This window comes from Paenibacillus sp. tmac-D7, assembly GCF_006519665.1.
Lineage (GTDB): Bacteria > Bacillota > Bacilli > Paenibacillales > NBRC-103111 > Paenibacillus_G > Paenibacillus_G validus.
Genome location: NZ_VIDW01000010.1, coordinates 40,731 through 62,286 on the forward strand (window position 1 = coordinate 40,731; position 21,556 = coordinate 62,286).

The window sequence follows — 21,556 nt, forward strand, 5'->3', positions numbered from 1 at the left end:
CTCTAATGGTTCCCTTTACCCAAATAGATGGACGAAAGATCGTCGGAAGCGAGCAAATCTTTCAAATAAGCGCTGTCCCCGCTTTTCACGATTGCGCCGCGATCCAGCACATAGCCATAGTCGGCGATGCGCAGCGCGAGAGCCGCCATCTGTTCCGAAATAAATATAGTCATTCCCGCCTGATTAAGCTCTTGCAAAAATGCATATACCTCGTCGATAATAACCGGAGCCAAACCCAGAGACGGCTCGTCGAGCAGAAGCAATTTAGGAGCCGAAAGCAAAGCCGCCGATATAATCAACAGCTGCTGCTGTCCCCCGCTAAGCGTGCCGGCCAGCTGATGCTTCTTGCTTTCCAGAATCGGAAACCGCTGAAACACCTGCTCAATCTTGTTAGCTATCGTTTTCTTCTCAAGCCTGGGTGTACGAAAATGTGCGGCCAGCCGCAAATTATCGTGGACCGTTTGGTCCTTGAATAAACGGCGCCCCTCCATTACGTGAGCGATGCCTTGTTTGACCCGGGCTTCCGTAGGCCATGCTGCAATGGAGATTCCTTCAAACAGCAGGTCGCCCTCCTCGGGCGTTACCAACCCGCTGATGGAATTAAGCAGGGTCGTTTTCCCCGAACCGTTCGCGCCAATGATGGCGGTAATCCCCTTGCTTCGAATGTCAAGGGAAACCCCTTTCAAGGCTTTGATTGGACCATAACTGACATGTACATTCCGCACGCTAAGCATGATTCGCAACCCCCAAATAGGCTTCAATCACCTGCTGATTCGTTTGCATGCCCTGCGCATCGCCCGAATAGATTATTTTACCGGAATCCAATACGATCACCTCATCGATAAGACCCATTAGAAATTCCATATGATGATCAATGAGGATGACCGAGATCCCTAGCGTCTTGACATACCGGATAAGCTTGCTTAATTCCTGCATTTCATGCTCGGACAATCCCGCTGCCGGCTCATCCAGGAGCAGCAATTCAGGTTCAGCCAGAATCGCTCTTGCCACTTCTACCATTCGCTGTACGCCGTACGGTAAATTTTCGACCAATTCTTCCGAGTACTGTGCGAGTGAACAGAGCTCCATCATTTCATGAACTTTGACCAGCATCTCCTGTTCTTCAAGCAGAGAGCTTTTCAAATTGAGAACGCAGGACACAATGCCGGATTGGTATTTTTGATGTCTGCCTAACAGCAGATTTTCCTTGACCGTCATACTGCCGACATTGTGCGGGTCCTGAAAGGTTCGAATAATGCCCTGACCGGCAATGGCATGCGTAGGCATATTGGTGATTTCTGCCTTGCCGAAACTGATTTTGCCTTCAGTCACCGGGTAAACGCCGCTGATCACGTTGACCAATGTGCTTTTCCCCGAACCGTTAGGACCTACCAAGCCCAGAATGGTACCTTGCCCCAGCTCCAGGCTCACATGCTGCAGCGCGCGAAGTCCGCCAAAATCCTTGATCACGCCTTCCACCTTTAACTTTTTGTGATGAGGGCTGTAGGAAAGCGTGCGTGCCTCCCTCCCGGGAATGCGCAGAGGCTTAACCTCAGAAATCGGCTTTACCTTTTGGAGACGTTTTTCCTTGCTAAGTGCCGTACGGATTCCCAATAAGCCGGCAAAGCCTCTGGGGATAAACAGAAAGGAAATGACGAGAAGAAGCGAATAAATCATCAGCTGATAATCTTTAATAAATTGCAGCTTGTTTGCAATAAAAGTCAAAAATCCAGCGCCGAGAATGGGACCGATAATGGTTCCGAATCCGCCAAGTATGCCCATAACAAGAATTTCAATCGATTGCATCATGCCGAAAGAATTCGCCCCGATGTAAGCCATCAGATGCGCATACAGCGCACCGGCAATACCCGCCAGGCAAGCGCTCATCGTATAGGCGAGCTGCTTGACCCGGCCCGGAGAGATGCCGATACTGGATGCGGAGAGTTCGCTCCGGTGAATAGCCAGAAAGGAACGGCCGTAGTACGACTGGACGAAATTCCGCAGCATCCACACAATCAACGCGACAACCAGAAATACGATCCAATAATAGTGGATCAAATTCAATTTGATGCCGAACAAAAGCATGGTGCCCAGCTTGGGTGAAGGGATTCCGCTTAATCCCATGACCCCACCGGTGACGCTGGACCATTCTTTGATGATCTCCTCGATCACGAAACCGAAGCCCAAGGTCATCATCGCCAAGTAAAATTCTCTGACTCTTCCGGCCGGAAATGAAACAAGAAATCCTACCAATGCGTTTACAGCAGCCGACAGTAAAATCGTAACATATAATGGAAAACCGAAACGCACCATGAAGATGGCGGAAACATAAGCACCTATCGCATAAAACGCCGCATGGCCGAGAGAGATTTGACCGCCGAGACCGCTCAGCAGGTTAATGCTTTGCGCTAACAAAATATTGATTCCCCAAAAAATAAACAGCTGCACATTAGAAGGTGACATAAACAATGGAGCTGCGGCAACCAGCAGAACAAGGATCATCGTCAATACGGGCTGAACGCCTTTCTTCATGCTCATCGTCGTCATACTTTCAGCACCGCCCTGGACCCGAACAAGCCTTCGGGCTTTATCGCGAGAATGAGGATCAAAATAGCAAAGGCAACCCCGTGCTCTGCGGAACTGGACAGATACCCCCCAACCAGTTTTTCAATAACGCCGACCAGTATGCCGCCTGTTAAAGCGCCTTTCGAACTTCCCACCCCGCCAAGTACGGTCGCGACAAAGCCAAGCACCATAATGTTCATCCCGAAGTCAGGGCTGACCGTCCCGTAAATCGGTGCGATCAGGAAACCGGCGATGCCAGCCAAAATCGCGCTCAAAATAAAGGAATACGTAATGACGAGCTTCGATTTTATTCCCATAATGCGGGCTAATGTCGGATCGTAAGAGACCGCTTTCATTGCTTTCCCCCATATCGTCTTGTGCATGACCATTTCCATGAACAGCATGATAAATAGCGCAGCGAATAAGACGAGCAAGTATTGGGAGGACAACTTTACGCTGAGCAGCGGAACGTAGTCCGTGCTTGTGAACAGAAATGCAGGATACGCTATCGCTTGCGATCCCCATATTTTCGATGCCAGCGCCTGTAAAAACAGTCCGGTACCGAGCGTGGACACGACCCATCCCATACTGGAAGGATATTTGATTAAGGGACGAATCGAAACCCTCTCCAGTATAATTCCCAGCAATGAAATGCAAATGAGTCCAAACACAATGGCGACTGCCCAGGAAATTCCCATATTAAGAAATGATAGAATGAGCATGGAACAGAACATAATAAACGGCCCATGACCGAAGTTGAGAACCTTGCTGGACCAAAATGTCATGTTAAACCCATGAGCTACGAGGGAATAAACGGATCCTACACAGACTCCGGCAAATATTAATTCAAGCAAAAATTGAATATTCCCCATCCTGTTTCCTCCTCGAAGATAGATGCGGAGGGTAAACCGCCAAACGTCGCCCCCCGGCATTTTATTTCTTATAAGGGACCAATTGGATGTTGTCTCCATTTTTCACATACTGGAACAATCCAAGACCGTCAGTGCCGATGGCGTGATGCTTCTTGCCGCTAAACGTATAATTGGCGTTTACCCCTTGGTAGTCTTTCATGGATTCCAAAGCCGCGATAATATCGGGCGTTTTCGTGCTGTCGGCTTTTTTAATCGCTTCAAACAGCACAATGGCTCCATCGTAGGCATTGGTGACGTTCAAAGACATGAACAGCTGGGGCGTATCTCCATCTCCCCAATACCGGTCTTTCCCGTATTTTTTCATATAGGCGTCGGCAAATTCCTTGGCCGGAGCGGACAACGGGTTCTCGCCGAACGCTTTGATCATCGTACCGATCGTGCCGACGACCAGATCGCCCGCGCCTTCTTTATACGGATTGGAAAGGGCGCCATTCGTCGCAACGAGAGGTACATTCATGTCCAGACGGCTCATTCCCTTACGAATGTTGGCCAGATCGGCGCCTAAACCGACGCAGACGATGACCTCCGCTCCCTCCTTTTTCAGCTTGGCCAATTGGGCCGTCATATCCGGCGCTTTCTGGTTGTATTGTTCACGTCCGACCGGAACGATGTTGTATTTCTCCTTCAATATTTTCTCTACCAATTCCATCCCGGATTTGCCGTATGCCGTACTTTCGTGAATGAGGCCGATCTTTTTCCACTGCTCACCAGCGAATGTAGCGAGCACATCCGTTTCCACATCGTTTTGCAGCGCGAAGGAAAATACCGTTTTTCTCGGCGGGTTATTTACACCGTTAGGATACGTAACGTCGGTAGTCTGGGCCACGGGGTTAATTTGAATGATTCCGTAAACTTCCGTTAAAGGTACTGTAGCTAATGCCGGACCGCTCCCGGCAGGGCCGATGATCGCGACAATGCTTTTATCGTCAAGAAGCTGCTGCATATTGTTCGCCGCCTTATCGGGAACAAGCTGATCGTCCAACGCGATGAGTTCGATCTTTTTCCCATGAATCCCGCCTTGCTGGTTCCACTTTTCAATGGCCAATTCGACCCCCCGTTTATTTCCCTCCCCATATTCGTTATAAGGTCCCGTCAATGCGGAAGTCATTCCGATTTTGATTGTACCTCCACTTGCTCCGCCGGATATTGCCCCGTCGGATGCGCTTTTTTGCGGTTCAACAGCGGTTGAATTGGCACATGCGGCAACGATTAACATCGCGGACGCAACCAACAGACTCGACAACGTTCTCCATGTGTTCGTACTCTTCTTCATTTCGCGATTCCCCCCCATTTTACAAAAAAATGAATAAGACCGGATCATGCTGCATGGTGGCGCACAACACTGTACCATCAACATACCATCCAGATGGTAAGTCGATGGATCTGCTTGCAACTATATCCTTCCCGGCAAGTGTAACCTTGCCGGGAGGATGGGGATCAGGTGTATTAACTTAGTAAAAATTCGTGTAGAGGTTCATCTCCCTCTCGAACAACTTCCGTCGAGAGAACCGTAGCGCAGGTCTGGCAGAAGTATTCATGATACAACACATGCGCATCGACGAAACGTTTTAAATCGACGCTTTTTATGCCGACCTTCCCCACATCGCTTTTGCGAACCGGGACACGGGACTTGTAATTCTGATCGCCGGTTGCGAGCACTTCCCCGCAATGGGAGCAGCAAATTTCTGTCGTGCCATTTGTTTTGTTGAACCAAAAGTTATCGCCTAATGTCAGCATGCCTTGCGGAACACGAAATTCCTGAAGCTTGAACTCCAAATGGGTGGAGACAGGAGCTCCTGCGTCTTCGAGGCGCTTCCTCCGGTTTTGCAGCCGACGCTGCTCCGTGCTTCTCTCATCGACCGTCATCTCCTCGGTGAAAATAACGCCATATACCGTTTCGGCAAAAGAGACGGATGTAGTACCGGCCAGCACATCCTGCCGCACACGCTCAGGATCGCGAAGCAAAGGGTCACCATAACCGGCGCAGGAGCCCCAGTTCCATTCCAGAACATCCGAGTCGCCGAGTGCCAGAGCAGGTCCTTTCCCCGTTAACGAAGGCCGCTCGCCAGAGAGTTCATCCACATTGTCAATGAGGCGGCCCGATTGAAGAATTTCCTTAATATTTGACGATTTTATTAATACCGTCTCGCCACGGGTACCCGGCGATCCTCCCAAAATGCCGGAGGTTTTGGGAATGCCCTCGGCGGTATATACGCCTAGACCGACCTGGCCTTTGTGCGGCATATAGGCGAGGATACCGCCATTGCCACCGCGAAATTTTCCTGCTCCGGCCGAATCCTGATGTTCCTTGCGGTAGAGATATAAAATCGGCCAATCGCGTTCATAGCCTTCAACATTGGGCCCTTGACCTTCAGGAATCCACCATTGTCCGTCTGCGAATGAACCGTCACGGTATGGAGTGGCCCCGCTGCTGCCGATCATCGTATCCAGCATCGGTCCGACATAATACTCTCCACGCTGGTTGGTTCCTGCATGAATTTGGATTTGCCACTGGCCGTTCGTGGTACTCAAAGCCAGTTTATGAAGATCCGGATCGCCGGACGATAGCAGCATTTTGGACACAACCGAGTTCGCCATCGCTACCCCAAGCTCCGTTGCGTAAATGCCCGCCGGGCTTACCGCGACTCCATAGTCAGGACAAGTCATGGTGCCAGGGGTAGGAATAAACTCGCAGTGCCGGGCCGCTCCTCCTCCGCCTGCCCCCATTTGGTCGGCCAATAAGATCACGTTAAAAGCCGAGAGAATGGCTCCTCGCCAAGCGGCAAACGGCAGATTAATCGCACCGGCTTGCCCGTCTGTTCCTTCATTTTTAACCGTCAACGTGTTGCCCTTCTTCGTAATCGACAGTTCGATCCGGTACACACCGCGATCACCTGTAACCGCCACTTCCTGATAGGCACGCTCTTTCCACGTTCCGTCCGGTATGGTCGAAAGACGATCAAGCAGCGCCTTTTCACTTGTATTCAGCACCTTTTTCATGACGCCCTTCACGGTCTTGGATCCATACTTTTTAATCAGACCCAGGATTCTTGCACGTGACGCATGACAAGCGGCGATTGCTGCCCGCAAGTCCAACGCTACATTAACCGGAGTACGAGATTGCCGTCTGAAGGCCGCTTCAATTTCAATATCCAGCTTCCCTTCTTTCACAATCCTGACTGGCGGAAATACCGGCGGGTCAAAATAAATGTCTTGAGCGTTCGGACAAAAGCTTCCCGGAGTCGTTCCTCCTACGTCATTTTGGTGCAGGCAGTTTGCAACCCAGCAGAAGATCTGGCCTTCCCAAAACACAGGAGCAAATATACCTACATCCGGTTGATGTGCTGTGCCGACCCATGGATCGTTTTGCAGAAACACATCGCCGTCATGAATGCCCGGTTCTTCTCCCCGTTTCTCAATGACATACTTGATCATGACATCCAGCATACCACCGAAATATTGAAGATAAGGACCGAAAAAAAGAATTTCCGCATCCTCGGTAAAAATGGCGGTTTGGAAATCCCTTGTTTCCAGTGTGATCGGGGATACCGCCAAATTTTCCACAATCTTGCCTTGTTCCAGATTGACATTCCAAAGATTATGACGAACCACTTCATACGTAATCGGATCAATCTCTTCCTCATATTCGCTGTGCAGGCTTACCGAAGGGGGGACTTGTAAGGGGTCGATCGGGATGTACGCCCGCTGAACGCCGTCCCAAAACTTACGATGCTGCTCCTGCTCCTGCAGTGATTTCATGGTTATTCCTCCTCCAAATTGGAATTGATCCGAATCATGTAGTCGCCATGATCCGTTTTGGTAACGGTTTGATTTTCGTTCACCACGATAGAGGTTCCGTGCAAATCAATGACGGCCGGTCCTGCCACCACATTCCCGCTTGTCAGTAAACTTCCATTGTAAATATCGGCATCTACAGGCGGACGATGACGGCTAAAGTATACTTTACGGCTTGGCTTCCTGGCATGATCGCTTGGAGATTTGCTGCTATGTAAGTCCACTTTTCTGTCAAACTTACGCACCTCTACCATCGGTTCGCAGCGGACAGAAACAATTTCAATCCTTGCTTCAGGCAGGAGTGCGGCCGATCCGTATCGTTCCTCATACTGACGCGAAAATTCAGTAAGCAGCTCTGTCAGCATAGTTTCGTCCAATTTTCCCGTCGGAACCTTGATTTCCAACTCATGCCGCTGCCATTGATAGCGTATTTTCGCATAGCGTGAAAAGTGAATGGGCGTATCTTCACCGATTTCTGTTGCGACAATCTCCGCTCCTTTCTTTTCCAGTTCAAGGAATGGCGTTTCGAGACTTTGCGGCGAAAAAGGCGAGAGAAGCCCAACTTCTCCTTCAAGTTCATAGCGGATATCGCTTGAGGATATACCAAATGCTGACCAAACCGAGGAAGTTTCACCGGGAACAATAATCATTTTGATACCCAAATCACGCGCATAAGCCGCAGCATGGATAGGACCTGCTCCCCCGTATGCGACTACTGCAAAATCCCGTGGGTCAAAGCCTCTTCCGATAACCTCGTTCTCAATCAGATTCGCCATTTTCGCATTGACAATCTCCACCGTCCCCATTGCAGCCTCAATAATGGAAATGCCAAGCTGTTCGGCAATTTTACCCATGGCTTTTTCCGCCAGCTCCACGCTTGGTTTAAGTCCGCGACCCTTTCCGAATCCAAACACCGCTTCCGGATCAATATACCCTAACAGCAGGTCGGCATCGGTTACCGTCGGTTCTGTGCCTCCCAACCGGTAACACGCGGGACCAGGGTTTGCTTTTGCGCTTTTCGGCCCTACCCGCATGGCCTTGCTGTAGGGATCAATCCACGCGATACTTCCGCCACCGGCACCAATAGAAATGATTTCAACATTGGGCACGTTATATTGATACTTCTCTAAAACCGTTTTTTCGGCGGAAAGCGGCTGTCCGTCCCGGATAATCCCGATATCGAAGCTGGTGCCGCCCATATCGGTACCGATAAGATTATGAATATCTAACTCCTTCATGATCTTTACGCAGCCCATGATTCCGCCGACAGGACCCGAACCGATTGTTTGAACAGGCAGCTGCTTGCTTCGTTCGAGCGGGATCATCCCCCCGTGACACTGCATGATCAGCAGAGGAGCTTTGACGCCTTTCGTTTGAAGACTCCCGCTGATTTCCTCCAAATACTTGGAAGTAACCGGCCCGACATAAGCATTGATGACCGCCGCCACCGTCCGTTCGTATTCTCCTAAAGTTTTTGTCACCTCGTGTCCGCAAGTAACGAAGACGGAATCGTCCATTTCGTGAATAATTTCCTTGACCCGCTGTTCATGTTGCGGATTTTTAAACGACCAAAGGAATGAAATCGCGATGGCATCCACGTTTTGATCCAACAGCTTACGGGCGGCTTCCCTTACCTGACTTTCAATTAGCGGTACAATCACTTCGCCCTGCGAATCGATTCGCTCGGTAACCCCAATGATGAGTTCCTTGGGTACCAGAGGTTTTGGCTTGGCCGTCTCTGTCACCTTCAATATATTTTCCGACGGCTCTCCCGTCACACGTCCCAATCCGCGCATCATGTTGATCGTATCCTCGAAACCATAGGTTGTCAGTAAGCCTACACGTGAGCCATTATTCTCCACCACCGTATTGGTTGCCACAGTAGAGCCATGTGAAATCATGCTGATATTTCGATAAAGTTCCGCCGGGCTTAAACCAAGTTTCTCGCCTGCGGATTCAATGCTGTTAAAAAAACCGGAGTTGAATTTATCATGGTAGGTGGTCAGGGCTTTTCCTTCAACAACCGTCCCATCACTTGTAACAAGCACGGAATCCGTAAATGTTCCGCCAATGTCGACAGAGCAGATCAAGTCAAGCTTCGAACTTCCCATACACACGCTCACCCTTTCAAATTTTGTAATCTGATCATAACATACTGACCAGATGGTATTTTTATTCGTTAAAGAATTGCCATCAAAAAACCGACCGGACGGTATTTTAATGACATTAAATAAATATTTTAGCTGACTGCTGTCGTATTGGGCATAAGGGTCGATAGATTGGGCTTGTTCTCGAGAGAAAGCAGTTCATGGATTAACTGCTCCAATTGTTCCGAAGAAATCTGCATCTCTTTCCTGAGATCGCGAATCATTTCAATATCTCTTTCAGTCTCGAAATTATAAAAGTCCTGCGTAATACTCATTTCTCTCACCAATTTTTGGCCATTTTTGAGTTCTACCGTGATTTTATTGCATAGAGGATTCACCGTTTTTTCAGGAATCATGATCGTTTTGTCGATTAACTGATTTAACGTTTCATGATCGAATCTTTTGAGGTTTGCTAGCGTCATTTCACCGTCCATCAAAGAGGACGAGACGCAATAAGGGGCACTCATCAACGTCTGACTGATATTTTGAAAAGGACCTTTGGAACTCATTCCCGGATAATTGGCTTCATAATCGTTCATTTCGATTACGATGCTTTGAATCTGTTCCACCTGGATATCAAATTCCTTTTTCATCTCAAGAGCGTTGATCACAGGAGATTGATTGAAGGCACAAACCGGATACAACTTGAAGGTCACATTTAAGATTTCATACACTTTGCCTAAATGCTGTACACATTTTAACGGATCTTTATGATTTCCAGCAAAAGCATGTAAAAAGCCCGCATTTCCTTCGAAAGCCAATTTGGTGGCAACAGCGCCGCTTTGAGCCAATAAAGCGCATAATATTCCGTTTTTGGCTGCCACCCCATTCTCAAACCTCCATTCCATAGTCCCGGCTGCAAACGCTTCCAAAGTTCCGAAAGCAAAGCTTGCTGCAAAGCCTAAAGCATGAGCGGTCTGTTCTTCCGTTAAGTGAAGAAGCTTTGCCGCCGCGGCAGACGCTCCCAAGATGCCATAAACCGAGCTCGCCCTAAATCCTCGCGGTGTAGATTGGGAAGTGTAGTGCCTGCTAAGGGCACCTCCAACTTCATAGCCCGCTATTAGCGCTGTCAGGATTTCTTTTCCGCTGGCCCCCCTTGATTCTCCCAACGCCAATACAACCGGAATGACGATTGTACCCAAGTGTGCCGTATTATGCGTGTCCTCCTGAACGCGGCTGTGAAGCATGACAGCGTTTGCAAAAGCGGCTTCCATAACCGTACATTTGGAGCCGTTGTACAATAAAGTCGCTTCATGTGCGCCTCTGCCGGTCACGCCGGCGATTTCCGCAGCAATTCGCGGGAAATCCGTGTCGTAACCAGCGAGACCAACACCAATTCCGTGGATGAGGCAGGTTTTGGCTTTTTGCACAACTTCAACCGGGATTTCCTCAAAACGCAGACGATGGACGAACGAAGCCAGTGTTTCACTAACGGTTTGAGACATTTCTCCTCTCCTTTCAAAATGAAAAATCAATCGTTAGTTGTGAGAATAGTCTGTATGTTCTGAATTATATCATCGCTTCATTTACACAGTCAACGTTAATTCGTTAGGGTGAGTTGAAATCCGGATAATTAGCTGATCGATAAACTTCGGTTGACCTGATAAACGAAGGGGCAGCCTTCCGATGTTCAGGAAGGACTGCCCCTTAATTCCATATTCAGTTGCAACCTTACCGATGCAGTTATAGCAATTGCCAATCATCCGATTGCAGCTTCTCGACTAGTTTCTTCATAAATGCTGCAGCCGCCAACCCGTCAATGACGCGATGGTCGAATGAGCCGACTAGGGTCAACATGGGGCGAATCTCGAACTGACCATTGATGACGACGATCTCTTCTACAGTCGTTCCGACTGCAAGTATGCCGGCTTCCGGCGGATTGACGATTGCGCTGAACTCTTCAACGTCCATGGCCCCCAAATTGGAAATCGTGAATGTGCCTCGCTGCATGTCATCCCCTTTAAGCGTTCCGGCTCGGGCAGCGGAAACAAGCCGTTCACGCACTCCGGCGATTTCCATAACCGAAAGCTCGTCGGCATGATGGATGACCGGCACGACGAGCCCATTCGGCGCGGCGACAGCCAGGCCGATATGGATCTCCTCGTACTCCACAATATGGCTATCCGCTTGGTCGGGCGCCCCTACAAACGACGCATTCAACTGCGGAAATTCACGTAAAGTCTCCGCAACAGCACGAATTAAAAAATCGTTAACCGAAATTTTTATGTTTCTCGAGCGGTAAATGTGCGGCTGTATTGTATTTTTCACGGCCAGCAGCTGGGTAAGATCGACTTTTCGTTTCACATAGAATTGAGGAATCGTAGTGACGCTCTCCACCATGCGCCTGGCGATGATTCGTCTCATTCTGGATAACTCAACAACCTTCGACTTCCCTTGATGTACTCCGGTGTTCCTGGCAGACGTCGCCCCCGCGTTGTTCCTTGATGCTTCCCTGCTTTCCTTGGGTGCGAGCGGTATCTGTTGTGCGGCCTCCTCTACGTCCGCATACAGAATCCTTCCGTTCGGCCCCGTTCCTTGAAGCGTGGTGTAGTCGATTCCGAGCTCTCTGGCTCTTCTGCGGGCAGATGGGGAAATCGCGATGATCCTGCGGTCCTGGTTAAGAGGCAGCTCCGCATCCGGCGAAGCAGCTGCGACTGCATCCTTCGCGCATTCCGTGTTCGGCTGCGGCCGTTCCGTAGGAGAAGCCGCTTCGCGGACGCTCGCTTCCGGGGTCTTCTGTTCGCTTTTCAGCCTTAGAAGCGGGGCCCCGACTTCAACCGTGTCCCCTTCCAGAACGAGCAGCTCCTCGATGACACCGTCCTGCGGCATCTCAACTTCCAGGACCGCTTTATCCGTTTCGATTTCTGCTACAACGTCGCCTTTGCTGTAAAGCTGTCCCGGTTTTACTAAAAAACGTTGAACGATGCCCTCTTCCATCGTCAGCCCCATTTTCGGCAACCGAACAACATTCATTGATCGTTACCTCCGCTTTCGTTTTTTCTCCTTGTATCGTAAACTAATTCCCCGGCTATGCTGAACAAGTCAGCCTTAAGCTCGATCAATTCCACGCGCACATAATCCGGCGTAACAGATAATGCTTCGCAGCAAGCCTTCGTGATTCCGGCAACCAGCTTTCTTTTCGTTTCCAAATCCCGGCCTTCCACCAATTTCAGTTCAATATAGGGCATGTTAAATCTCCTCCGATTCCTAATGTACGAACCTTCTGCTTCCGCTTCAAAGCGCCCGGTTAGTTTACAGGCTGATTGCGGTAAAGTTGTGATTTAACGGCAGAGACAATGTCCGAGACCTGCGGAAGCGTTTCTTTCTCTAACGTTCTGTTAAATGGAATCGGCACATCTTCGGTAGCTACGCGTCCGACCGGCGCATCCAAATAGTCGAAGGCTTCTTCTTGTATTCGGGCTGCAAGCTCAGCGCCCCAACCGAAGGAACGAGTCGATTCATGCACGATAACGGCATGCATCGTTTTCTTTACGGAGGCCAGTACAGTGTCCATATCCAATGGACTCAGCGTCCGTAAATCGATCACTTCGACGGAAACATCTTCCTTGGTCAGCTGTTCCGCTGCGCGCAAGGAGAAGTCGACCATTTGAGAAATACTGATCAAGGTTACATCCTTTCCCACCCGCTTCACATCTGCTTGGCCGAGCGGAATCAAATACTCTTCTTCCGGCACATGGCCCTTTTTCGTGTACTGCATTTTATTCTCGATAAAGACAACCGGGCTATTCTCGCGAATGGCCGATTTCAGCAATCCTTTCGCATCGTAAGGGGTGGAAGGGAGAACGACTTTCAATCCGGGGATGTGAGCAAAGAACGTTTCCAACGATTGAGAATGTTGAGCACCGTTACCGCGACCGCCCCCGCCTTGCGTTCGAATGACCAGTGGAACGTTTGTTTGTCCGCCGGACATGTACTTCATTTTGGCGACCTGGTTAATGATCTGGTCCATCGCAACGGCCGTGAAATCGACCCACATGATCTCGATAACCGGGATCAATCCGGTCATTGCAGCGCCCAGACCGGCCCCGATAAAACCGGCTTCAGAGATTGGCGTATCCCGGACCCGCTCCCTTCCGAATTGGTCCAATAATCCCCAAGTTACCTTGAACACTCCGCCGTAGTCGCCAATGTCCTCTCCCATGATAAAAACCCGCTGATCTCTTGCCATTTCTTCACGCAAGGCTTCATTTAACGCCTGCACCATCGTTAATTCTCTGGTCATTGTGTTGTAACATCCTCTCTACCGTTTCTAGATTACGTCGGTGAAGATTTCCTCGAACCCGGGTTCCGGACTTTGCCGTGCAAATTCGGCTGCCCTCGCTATTTCTTGCAAGACCTCATGATTGATAGCCTCCAATTCGTCCGCACTGGCTTCTCCGCTAGCCACCAATTTTGCGCCAAGGCGCTTGATAGGCTCCTTCTCCCACCAAGCCGCCACCTCTTCCTTGGAACGGTAAGTTTCCGAATCGCCGTACATATGCCCGTTAAGTCTGTAAGTTTTGGCTTCAATAAATGTAGGTCCTTCTCCCCTGCGCGCACGTTCTACAGCCTCGGTTGTGACGTTGAAAACAGCTTCAACATCATTGCCGTCAACTATAATTCCAGGGATGCGAACCCCTTCCGCGCGATCGATCAGATCCTTGTTCTTCAACGAAAATTGAATCGGCGTCATTTCGGAATACAGGTTATTCTCACAAACAAACACGACAGGAAGATCCCAGATGGCAGCCAGGTTCATCGCCTCGTAGACAACGCCTTGATTGATGGCGCCGTCTCCGAAAAAAGTAACGCTTACGCGATCGGTTCCCGTCATCTTGGCCGTTAATGCGGCTCCGACACCAATAGGGGCACCGCCTCCAACAATACCGTTGGCGCCCAGGATACCGTTCTGCACATCGGTAATGTGCATCGGACCGCCCTTTCCTTTGCAATATCCCGTTGCTCTTCCAAGTACTTCGGCCAAGAGCAGCTTGGGATCGGAACCTTTGGCTATGTGCTGGCCGCGTCCCCGATAGGTGTTGGTCAGGTAGTCGTCTTGTCTCAGAGCACTGCATACCCCGACCGCAACCGCCTCTTGTCCGATGTAGGGATGGTACGACCCGCCAACCAAACCTTCCTTGTACAATTCGATCGCTTGTTCTTCAAAGCGACGAATCAGCAGCATGGTCCGATAAAATTGTTTCAAACGATTTTCCATCTGATGCACCTCGCCTTTTACATTTTCTGATTTGCTATGTACCGCAAACGTCTTCCGCTTCGTCACAAGGCATGCACGCCCTTGCCCATACCTGCTTCTGAGGCTTCCATCACGATTTCACCCAACGACGGATGAGCATGAATGGTTGCAGCTATATCCTCCAGCGTACTGCCCATTTCAATGGCCAAGCCGATTTCTGCAATCAGATTGGCAGCCTCGATTCCTACAATTTGCGCTCCAATGATAAAACCCGTGTTTGCTTCTGCGATAACTTTCACGAAGCCCTCCCCTGCATGCAAAGAAAGCGCTCTGCCGTTGGCAGCGTAGGAAAACTTGCCTGTCTTCACTTTGTAATCTTGCTCGACGGCTTCCTTCTCCGACAGACCGATTGTTGCGATTTCCGGATCGGAAAAAATGACGGAAGGGATAGCCTTGTAATCAACTGCACTTGGATGACCGGCAATAGCCTCCGCCGCCACTTTGCCCTCATATGAAGCTTTGTGCGCAAGTGCAGGTCCCTTCACCACATCTCCGATTGCGAATATGCGTGGATTGGACGTCCTGCCTTGGCGGTCCACGTCAATGAAGCCTTTCTGATCAACCTGCACATCCGCGGCTTCCAGGCTCAATGGATCGGTATTCGGCTTTCTGCCAACGGCCACAAAGAGGTAGTCCGCATCCATCTTCTTCTCTTCTCCCGAATGCGTATAAGTAAGTGTCACGCCGCCTTCCGCCTCATACGCCGCCTTGGCGCTTGCGCCGGTAATGATTTGCATCCCGTTCTTCTTCATTTTCTTCTCGACGATAGAAGCAAGTTCGGACTCAAAAGTAGGCAAAATATGCGGAGCATATTCCAGCAATGTTACTTTCGTACCAAACTTTGCAAACGTTTGGCCCAATTCAACGCCAATATATCCGGCGCCGATGATCGCCAAGCTTTGAGGAATCTCTTTCAGCTGAAGGATTTCCTTCGAAGAAACAATCCGATTGCCGAACGCAAACCCCTGGAGCTCCACCGGTCGGGACCCTGCGGCAACAATGCAGTGTTCAAACTTGACAATTTTCGAGCGGTTGCCGTCATCGATCCGAACTTCATTCCCGCTCTTGAATTGCGCCCGGCCTTTCACATAGGTAACTTGGTTGCCGCTTAATAAACCTTCGACGCCGTTTTTCAGCTTCTGAATGATTACATGCTTCCATTGCTGGACTTGAGCATAATCGATGGAAACGGACTGGGCTGCGATCCCCATCTTGTTATGCTTTGAATTCACAAATAACTCATACGTTTTTGCTGCTGAAATTAGCGCCTTTGAAGGAATGCAGCCGCTGTGCAGACAAACCCCGCCGGGTTCGTTCTCGTCTACGACAGCGACGCTTTTTCCTAATTGCGAGGCCCTGATGGCTGCAACGTAACCGCCGGGGCCGGCGCCGATCACCAAGACATCAACGTGATCCGGGCACGATACCGATTCGCTCACTTGAAATTCACTCCTTAACGGCTCTTGCGTTTCCGCAGCATAATAGATGTACCCGACAACGAATGGAATCGTTAACAGGCATGAAACCCGCCATAGCCAAGTGTGGTCATATCCTGGATTGTAATTTTATCTCCAGCCAGGATTCGGGGTAGAAAAACGTCGAATGATGTATAGGGATCATGCATCACACAGCCAGGCAATCCTAGTATAGGAATTTGATCGTAGTAGGAAACAAGCAGCATCGAGCCTGGCAGCATAGGGGTTCCATAACGGACAATATCCGCCCCTATATTTTTAATGGCCAACGGGGTCCTGTCGTCGGGGTCGACGGACATTCCCCCTGTTACTAAGATCAGATCAACGCCTTGATTAAGAAAATAGGTTATTTTTTTCTCTATTTCCTCAGATTGATCGGGGGCAAAGCATTGTTCCACGATTTCCGAACCGAAGTGTTCAACTTTCTGTTTGACCACGGGCCCAAATTTGTCTTCAATTCGTCCTTCATAAACTTCGCTGCCCGTAGTGACTACGCCAACCTTTAACGAACGGAAAGGAATCACCTTTGCAACATAGGCGTATTTTCGACAAATCGACTCTACTTCTCTGACTATACGCTTCTCGATCATAAGAGGAATGGGTCGAATCCCGCCGAGGTGCTGATTCTGCTCAACGGGTCGATTCGTGAACAAAGTCGAAAGAGCTATGCCCTGCAGTTCATTAATTTCATGAACAGCTTTTGGGTTGATCTTAATAAGACCTTGTATCTCGCTCTTAAACGTCATTTTCCCTTCTGAAGGTCCCACGGCATAGACGTTTTCCCCCGCTATCGCATCTGCCATCTGCTGGGCTGCCTCATCCTCATGCGCGTACTCTTCAGGTATATCTAATGTATAAATGTGGCCTTTTCCAATATTCAATAAATGGGGAATGTCGGTCTCCCTGATGACGTGACCTTTCTTAAATAAACGCCCCTTGAATTTTCCTGGTATAATTTGGGTGAGATCATGAGCAAGCACCATTCCAATTGCATCTTCAACTTTAATTTCTCTTACAAAAGCATTCGTGCTCAATTGGAAAAACCTCCTTGAACGGTGCTCAGGTTAAATCCGGGTTCATACTGTATATTTGATTCAGATCTTCCTGAGTATCGATATCAAATCCCCAGACGGATTGTTCAAAGTGAACCGTTTTTAACGATTTTGAATGGGACTTTATGATGGATCTCCCCCCTTCATCGCCTTGCAAATGTTGAAATTGCGGATATAGCTCGGCATCAAATACAATCGGGTGTCCGTCTATGCCCTTGTATTGAGGCCTAACTATACGAACCCCTTCGCTTCGATGTCGCTTGTAAGTTTCAAGCAGCTCTTTCACCACGATATCCGGGACCAGGGGTTGATCCGCCAAAAAAATCATCGACGCCTGAGTCCGATCGGATACAACTTCAATTCCCATTCGCAACGAAGTCGACATGCCTTGGGAATAGAGTTCGTTCGAATAGATTTCTACATTTTTTAAATCATGAATGGATTGTTGAAATGAGCTCGTATGTTCGCCGCTAATGAGTACAATGGGCTCCAATCCAGCGCGAATCGCTTTTTCTACCGTATAACGAAATAAAGGTTTGCCGCTTAAAGACAGCAGCAGCTTCGGTTGACCCATTCGTCTGGACATTCCGGCGGCAAGAATAACGGCACCCAGGTTAAGCATGGATTTTTGCCCTTCCATGCAGCGGTGCGGCATTGCGATTGTTTCGGAGACTCATGAGCTGTGACACAATACTAACGGCCACTTCATCAATGGTTTCGGCGCCCAAGTCCAAACCGATCGGGGAATAGATCGGAGCCTCTGACATAGGCAACCCTATATTGACAAGCATTTGCTCCGTTCGCGATAAAGGCCCCAGAACGCCAACGAACTTCGGGCGACTATGTAAAGCAAGCCGTAAGGATGCTTCGTCTCGGTTTAAATGATGATTCATAATGACCCACCAGCCATCCGGAAACATGGACGGATCGGCAGCATCAGGTTCCATAACGACATGCTGCGCGGAGGGAAAGCGATTGATATTGTTAAAGCTTTCTCGCGGGTCCAATACGGTTACGGCAAATCCGGCTTTACTTGCCAGATCGACTACAGGTACGGCATCGTGTCCGGCGCCGGTTACGATCAGACGTTCGCTAGGACGAACCGTATCAATAACAAAACGGCGTCCTTCCACATGCATCACCTCAGCCCGAGTTCTGCTTCCTGCATGCAGGATAGCTTGCTTGCGTACCGCAGTCGGGAGCGAGGCTGTATCCCCAAATTCCGTGTCTTCACCCACAAAGGCAGCCCGTGTTTCCCCGGTACACTCCAGGATGTACGTAATTCGTGCCTCTTGATGGATCCAATAATCAATCTGCGACCAGAACGAATCAGCAGGATCGACCGGGACGATCAAGATTTCTTGAGCCCCTTTGCAGCCAATGCCTAAACCCCACAGTTCATTTTCCGTCAAGTCATACTTGACCGTTAGCGGAACTTGTTCCTGAATCGCTTTCTCGGCCCAACCGAACAGATCCCCTTCCAGGCATCCACCGCTTAAAGTCCCACACATGGTGCCATCCATGGACATCATCATTTTCGCTCCAGGCCTACGATATGCGGAACCGATAACCGTAATGATCATAAGCATCGCCGCCTGATCACCGCGTTCCCATGTCTGCTTGATCTGCTTAAACACCTTTTTGAACTCTTCGATTTGTGACAATACGGTGCCCTCCCCGCTGCTTCCCGCCTGGATTCAATGTTTACTTGAAATCCGGAATCGTCCGGTAACCTAACCGCCTATGTGAAACATTTCAACTTTTTTCTTGTTCAACTCCAGCGTGTTGCTCAGGCGCACTTCTGAATACCGGTCTACTCTATGTTTCCATACCGTCATAATATGCTCTTTGATCCCGTCATCATCTACCCCTTCCCTCAGCAGCGTACGAAGATCCGTACCGTGAGCACCGAACAAGCACGTATACAAAGACCCTTCGGCGGAAAGTCTTGCCCTTGTACATGTCGAGCAAAATGTCTGCGTAACCGATGAAATAAAACCAATCTCCTGGTTCGATCCGAGGTATCGATACCTGCTCGCCACTTCGCCAACGTAATTCGGCTCCAGAGGTTCAAGCGGCATTTCACGGTGAATCAGCTCTACTATTTTTTTACTCGGCACGACGTGATTCAATCTCCAGCCGTTACTGTTTCCCACATCCATAAACTCGATAAATCGTACAATATGTCCTTTTTCACGGAAATAACGGGCCATAGGCAAAATATCCTGCTCGTTGATACCATTTTGTACAACCATGTTAATTTTGATTTGAAGGCCCGCGCGCGCAGCTTCGTCAATCCCTTGCAGTACAGGCCCTACTCGAAAGCCTTTGCCGTTCATTTGGCCAAACCGTTCGTCATCGAGACTATCGAGACTTACGGTAATTCTTTTTAATCCAGCTTCTTTGAGCTCCCCTGCGTATTTGGCCAGAAGCGAACCGTTAGTCGTCAGAGAGATGTCCCGAATCGATTGAACTTGGTTCATGTGCTGGATTAATTGAGGCAAATTCGGTCTAAGTAACGGTTCACCGCCGGTAATCCGAATTTTCTCTACTCCTAGATCAGCAAATAGATGGACCAATCGGATGATTTCCTGAAAACTAAGAAGTTGATTCCGGTCAAGGAACTTATAATCGGTTCCAAAAAGCTCTTCAGGCATACAGTAGCGGCAACGGAAATTGCACTTGTCGGTAACGGAAATTCTCAAGTCACGCAGCGGCCGGCTTAAACGATCCCATACCTTGGTGTATGCCATATGTAGAATCACCCTTGTCTCCATTCATAGTTTTGAAAAGAGAGGCCTCCAAGGAGGCCCCGACCTTTCCGGTATACAGTTTAGGTTGCCGGTTCGACCGTTTTCATTTTTTGCGCAGCTTCGATGACGGAATCGACGATGTTCTGGTACCCGGTGCAGCGGCATATATTTCCGGATATCGCTTCACGAATCTCGTGTTCTGAAGGGTTAGGATTCTCGGCAAGATAGGCGGAGACGGTGATTACAAATCCGGGCGTACAGAACCCGCACTGTAACCCGTGCTTCTCCCGGAAGGCCTCCTGAATAGGATGAAGCTGTTCGGGCGAGCCCAACCCTTCAATCGTAGTCACCGATCGACCGTTTGCCTGTACGGCCAAAGTCAAGCAAGACCGGACGGCCTCGCCATCCAGCAATATCGTGCAAGCGCCGCAAACCCCTTGTTCGCATCCTACATGGGTGCCTGTCAGCCCCAATTCCTGACGAATAAAATCGGACAGCAAAGTGCGGACATTGACTTCCCGCTCGTATTTGACTCCATTGACCGTCACATCGATTTTTTGTGTAGTAACCGCCTCAACCATTTACTTCGCTCCCTTCAATTGTTCGTAAGCGATCTTTAATGCTCTGACGCTTAAAATGGCCGCCGCTTCTTTCCGGTATTCGGCACTGGCGAGTTCCGATACTCTCCGACCTTGAATACCGGAAAGCTGCTTGATAAACGCCGCCTTTTTATCCGCTTCCAGATCCGGATTGACTTCAGCTTCGATGTCTTTCTGGAGTTGTTCAACCCGTTCAAGATTGAACGTTAAGCCGCGTAATTTCTCCACAGCCCGGACACGGTAAGGCACGCCTTCGCCGCTCACATTCCCCAGAGCTACCCGCACATCGGTAACGGTTTCCTTCTCGTCCAGTTCAAGCGTGGCGGCTGCGGACACGATCGGGATATGGCCGTGACGCCGGGTCACTTCCAGGAAGGAATAGCCGGTATGGCTCGAAAGAAGCGGGAAGCGGATTTCGGTCAACACTTCATCCGGCTTGACAATGGTGGTGAAATGGCTTTGAAAAAAGCCGGATGCCGGGACGATGCGTTCGCCTTGCGGTCCTGCGATGACCATCTGAGCGTCGAGCAAACGGGCAACGACTCCGTATTCGGCACCCGGGGCGTTTTGCACAAGGCTCCCGCCGATCGTCCCGCGACTGCGAATCTGAAAATGGGCGATATGCTCAACGGCTTTCCGTAAAATAGGGCAATGTGATGCCACAAGCTCGGAACGTTCAATCGTGCGATGGCGAGTCAGCGCTCCGATGGCCAAACTATCGGAGGTTAGCCGAACATAGTCCAAATCGGTAATTCCATTAATATCTACAATATATGAGGGTTTGGCTTGACGCATATTCATTTCTTGAAGAAGACTCTGACCTCCGGCAATAATGCAGGAATCTGCTCCGTATTTTTGCAAGGCATGAATGGCGTCGCTTACACTGTTCGCTACTACGTATTCGAATGGAGCGGGTTTCATCTTGGTTCACCTGTCCTTCCCGGATAAGAATTCTAGAAATTGGCTAAAGCCGGCTTCGCC

The 21,556-nt window shown here is 49.6% G+C and carries 18 protein-coding genes; all 18 read right to left on the reverse strand.

Going from position 1 to position 21,556, the window contains the following annotated elements; genetic code table 11:
* Positions 1-2: 2 nt before the first annotated feature.
* A complete protein-coding gene (locus FKP33_RS09425; protein ID WP_141334698.1) occupies positions 3-734 on the reverse strand; it encodes an ABC transporter ATP-binding protein in 732 nt (243 codons plus the stop codon).
* On the reverse strand, positions 727-2,547 hold the full coding sequence (locus FKP33_RS09430) for a branched-chain amino acid ABC transporter ATP-binding protein/permease (protein WP_141334700.1): 1,821 nt from the start codon (positions 2,545-2,547) through the stop codon (positions 727-729). The genes FKP33_RS09425 and FKP33_RS09430 overlap by 8 nt, the downstream gene beginning before the upstream one ends.
* Positions 2,544-3,536, reverse strand: a complete 993-nt coding sequence (locus tag FKP33_RS09435; protein ID WP_306439345.1) for a branched-chain amino acid ABC transporter permease — start codon at positions 3,534-3,536, stop codon at positions 2,544-2,546. The genes FKP33_RS09430 and FKP33_RS09435 overlap by 4 nt, the downstream gene beginning before the upstream one ends.
* Positions 3,499-4,770: an ABC transporter substrate-binding protein gene (locus FKP33_RS09440; RefSeq protein WP_196426822.1), complete on the reverse strand. Its 1,272-nt coding sequence runs from the start codon at positions 4,768-4,770 to the stop codon at positions 3,499-3,501. The genes FKP33_RS09435 and FKP33_RS09440 overlap by 38 nt, the downstream gene beginning before the upstream one ends.
* A gap of 173 nt (positions 4,771-4,943) precedes the next feature.
* Complete coding sequence (locus FKP33_RS09445) at positions 4,944-7,256, reverse strand: hydantoinase B/oxoprolinase family protein (RefSeq protein WP_141334702.1); 2,313 nt, start codon at positions 7,254-7,256, stop codon at positions 4,944-4,946.
* Positions 7,257-7,258: 2 nt separating this feature from the next.
* The gene (locus tag FKP33_RS09450) at positions 7,259-9,403 is read right to left on the reverse strand and encodes a hydantoinase/oxoprolinase family protein (RefSeq protein ID WP_127605969.1); all 2,145 of its coding nucleotides are present in this window, start codon (positions 9,401-9,403) and stop codon (positions 7,259-7,261) included.
* Positions 9,404-9,531: 128 nt separating this feature from the next.
* The gene (locus tag FKP33_RS09455) at positions 9,532-10,884 is read right to left on the reverse strand and encodes an MmgE/PrpD family protein (RefSeq protein ID WP_141334704.1); all 1,353 of its coding nucleotides are present in this window, start codon (positions 10,882-10,884) and stop codon (positions 9,532-9,534) included.
* A 238-nt stretch (positions 10,885-11,122) separates the two neighbouring features.
* Positions 11,123-12,412 carry a dihydrolipoamide acetyltransferase family protein gene (locus tag FKP33_RS09460; RefSeq protein WP_141334706.1) on the reverse strand — a complete coding sequence of 430 codons (1,290 nt, stop codon included), beginning with the start codon at positions 12,410-12,412 and terminating at the stop codon, positions 11,123-11,125.
* Positions 12,409-12,627, reverse strand: a complete 219-nt coding sequence (locus FKP33_RS09465) for a tautomerase family protein (RefSeq protein ID WP_054798966.1) — start codon at positions 12,625-12,627, stop codon at positions 12,409-12,411. Before FKP33_RS09465 ends, FKP33_RS09460 begins: the two co-directional genes overlap by 4 nt.
* A gap of 59 nt (positions 12,628-12,686) precedes the next feature.
* Positions 12,687-13,682 (reverse strand): alpha-ketoacid dehydrogenase subunit beta, encoded by a 996-nt coding sequence (locus FKP33_RS09470; protein ID WP_141334708.1) that lies wholly within the window; start codon positions 13,680-13,682, stop codon positions 12,687-12,689.
* Between the two features lie 27 nt (positions 13,683-13,709).
* On the reverse strand, positions 13,710-14,657 hold the full coding sequence (locus FKP33_RS09475; protein WP_127605961.1) for a thiamine pyrophosphate-dependent dehydrogenase E1 component subunit alpha: 948 nt from the start codon (positions 14,655-14,657) through the stop codon (positions 13,710-13,712).
* A 62-nt stretch (positions 14,658-14,719) separates the two neighbouring features.
* The gene (gene lpdA / locus FKP33_RS09480) at positions 14,720-16,135 is read right to left on the reverse strand and encodes a dihydrolipoyl dehydrogenase (RefSeq protein WP_141334709.1); all 1,416 of its coding nucleotides are present in this window, start codon (positions 16,133-16,135) and stop codon (positions 14,720-14,722) included.
* 71 nt (positions 16,136-16,206) lie between these two features.
* Complete coding sequence (locus tag FKP33_RS09485) at positions 16,207-17,205, reverse strand: molybdopterin-binding protein (RefSeq protein ID WP_372812861.1); 999 nt, start codon at positions 17,203-17,205, stop codon at positions 16,207-16,209.
* A gap of 25 nt (positions 17,206-17,230) precedes the next feature.
* Entirely contained in the window at positions 17,231-17,845 is a 615-nt protein-coding gene (locus tag FKP33_RS09490; RefSeq protein ID WP_164751742.1) for a nucleotidyltransferase family protein, read from the reverse strand.
* Positions 17,838-18,887 (reverse strand): XdhC family protein, encoded by a 1,050-nt coding sequence (locus FKP33_RS09495; protein ID WP_141334711.1) that lies wholly within the window; start codon positions 18,885-18,887, stop codon positions 17,838-17,840. The genes FKP33_RS09490 and FKP33_RS09495 overlap by 8 nt, the downstream gene beginning before the upstream one ends.
* 69 nt (positions 18,888-18,956) lie before the next feature.
* Entirely contained in the window at positions 18,957-19,976 is a 1,020-nt protein-coding gene (moaA, locus tag FKP33_RS09500) for a GTP 3',8-cyclase MoaA (RefSeq protein ID WP_258313420.1), read from the reverse strand.
* 80 nt (positions 19,977-20,056) lie between these two features.
* Positions 20,057-20,557, reverse strand: coding sequence for a (2Fe-2S)-binding protein (locus FKP33_RS09505; protein WP_141334714.1), 501 nt, complete (start codon positions 20,555-20,557; stop codon positions 20,057-20,059).
* On the reverse strand, positions 20,558-21,496 hold the full coding sequence (locus tag FKP33_RS09510) for an FAD binding domain-containing protein (RefSeq protein ID WP_127605950.1): 939 nt from the start codon (positions 21,494-21,496) through the stop codon (positions 20,558-20,560).
* Between the last annotated feature and the right edge of the window lie 60 nt (positions 21,497-21,556).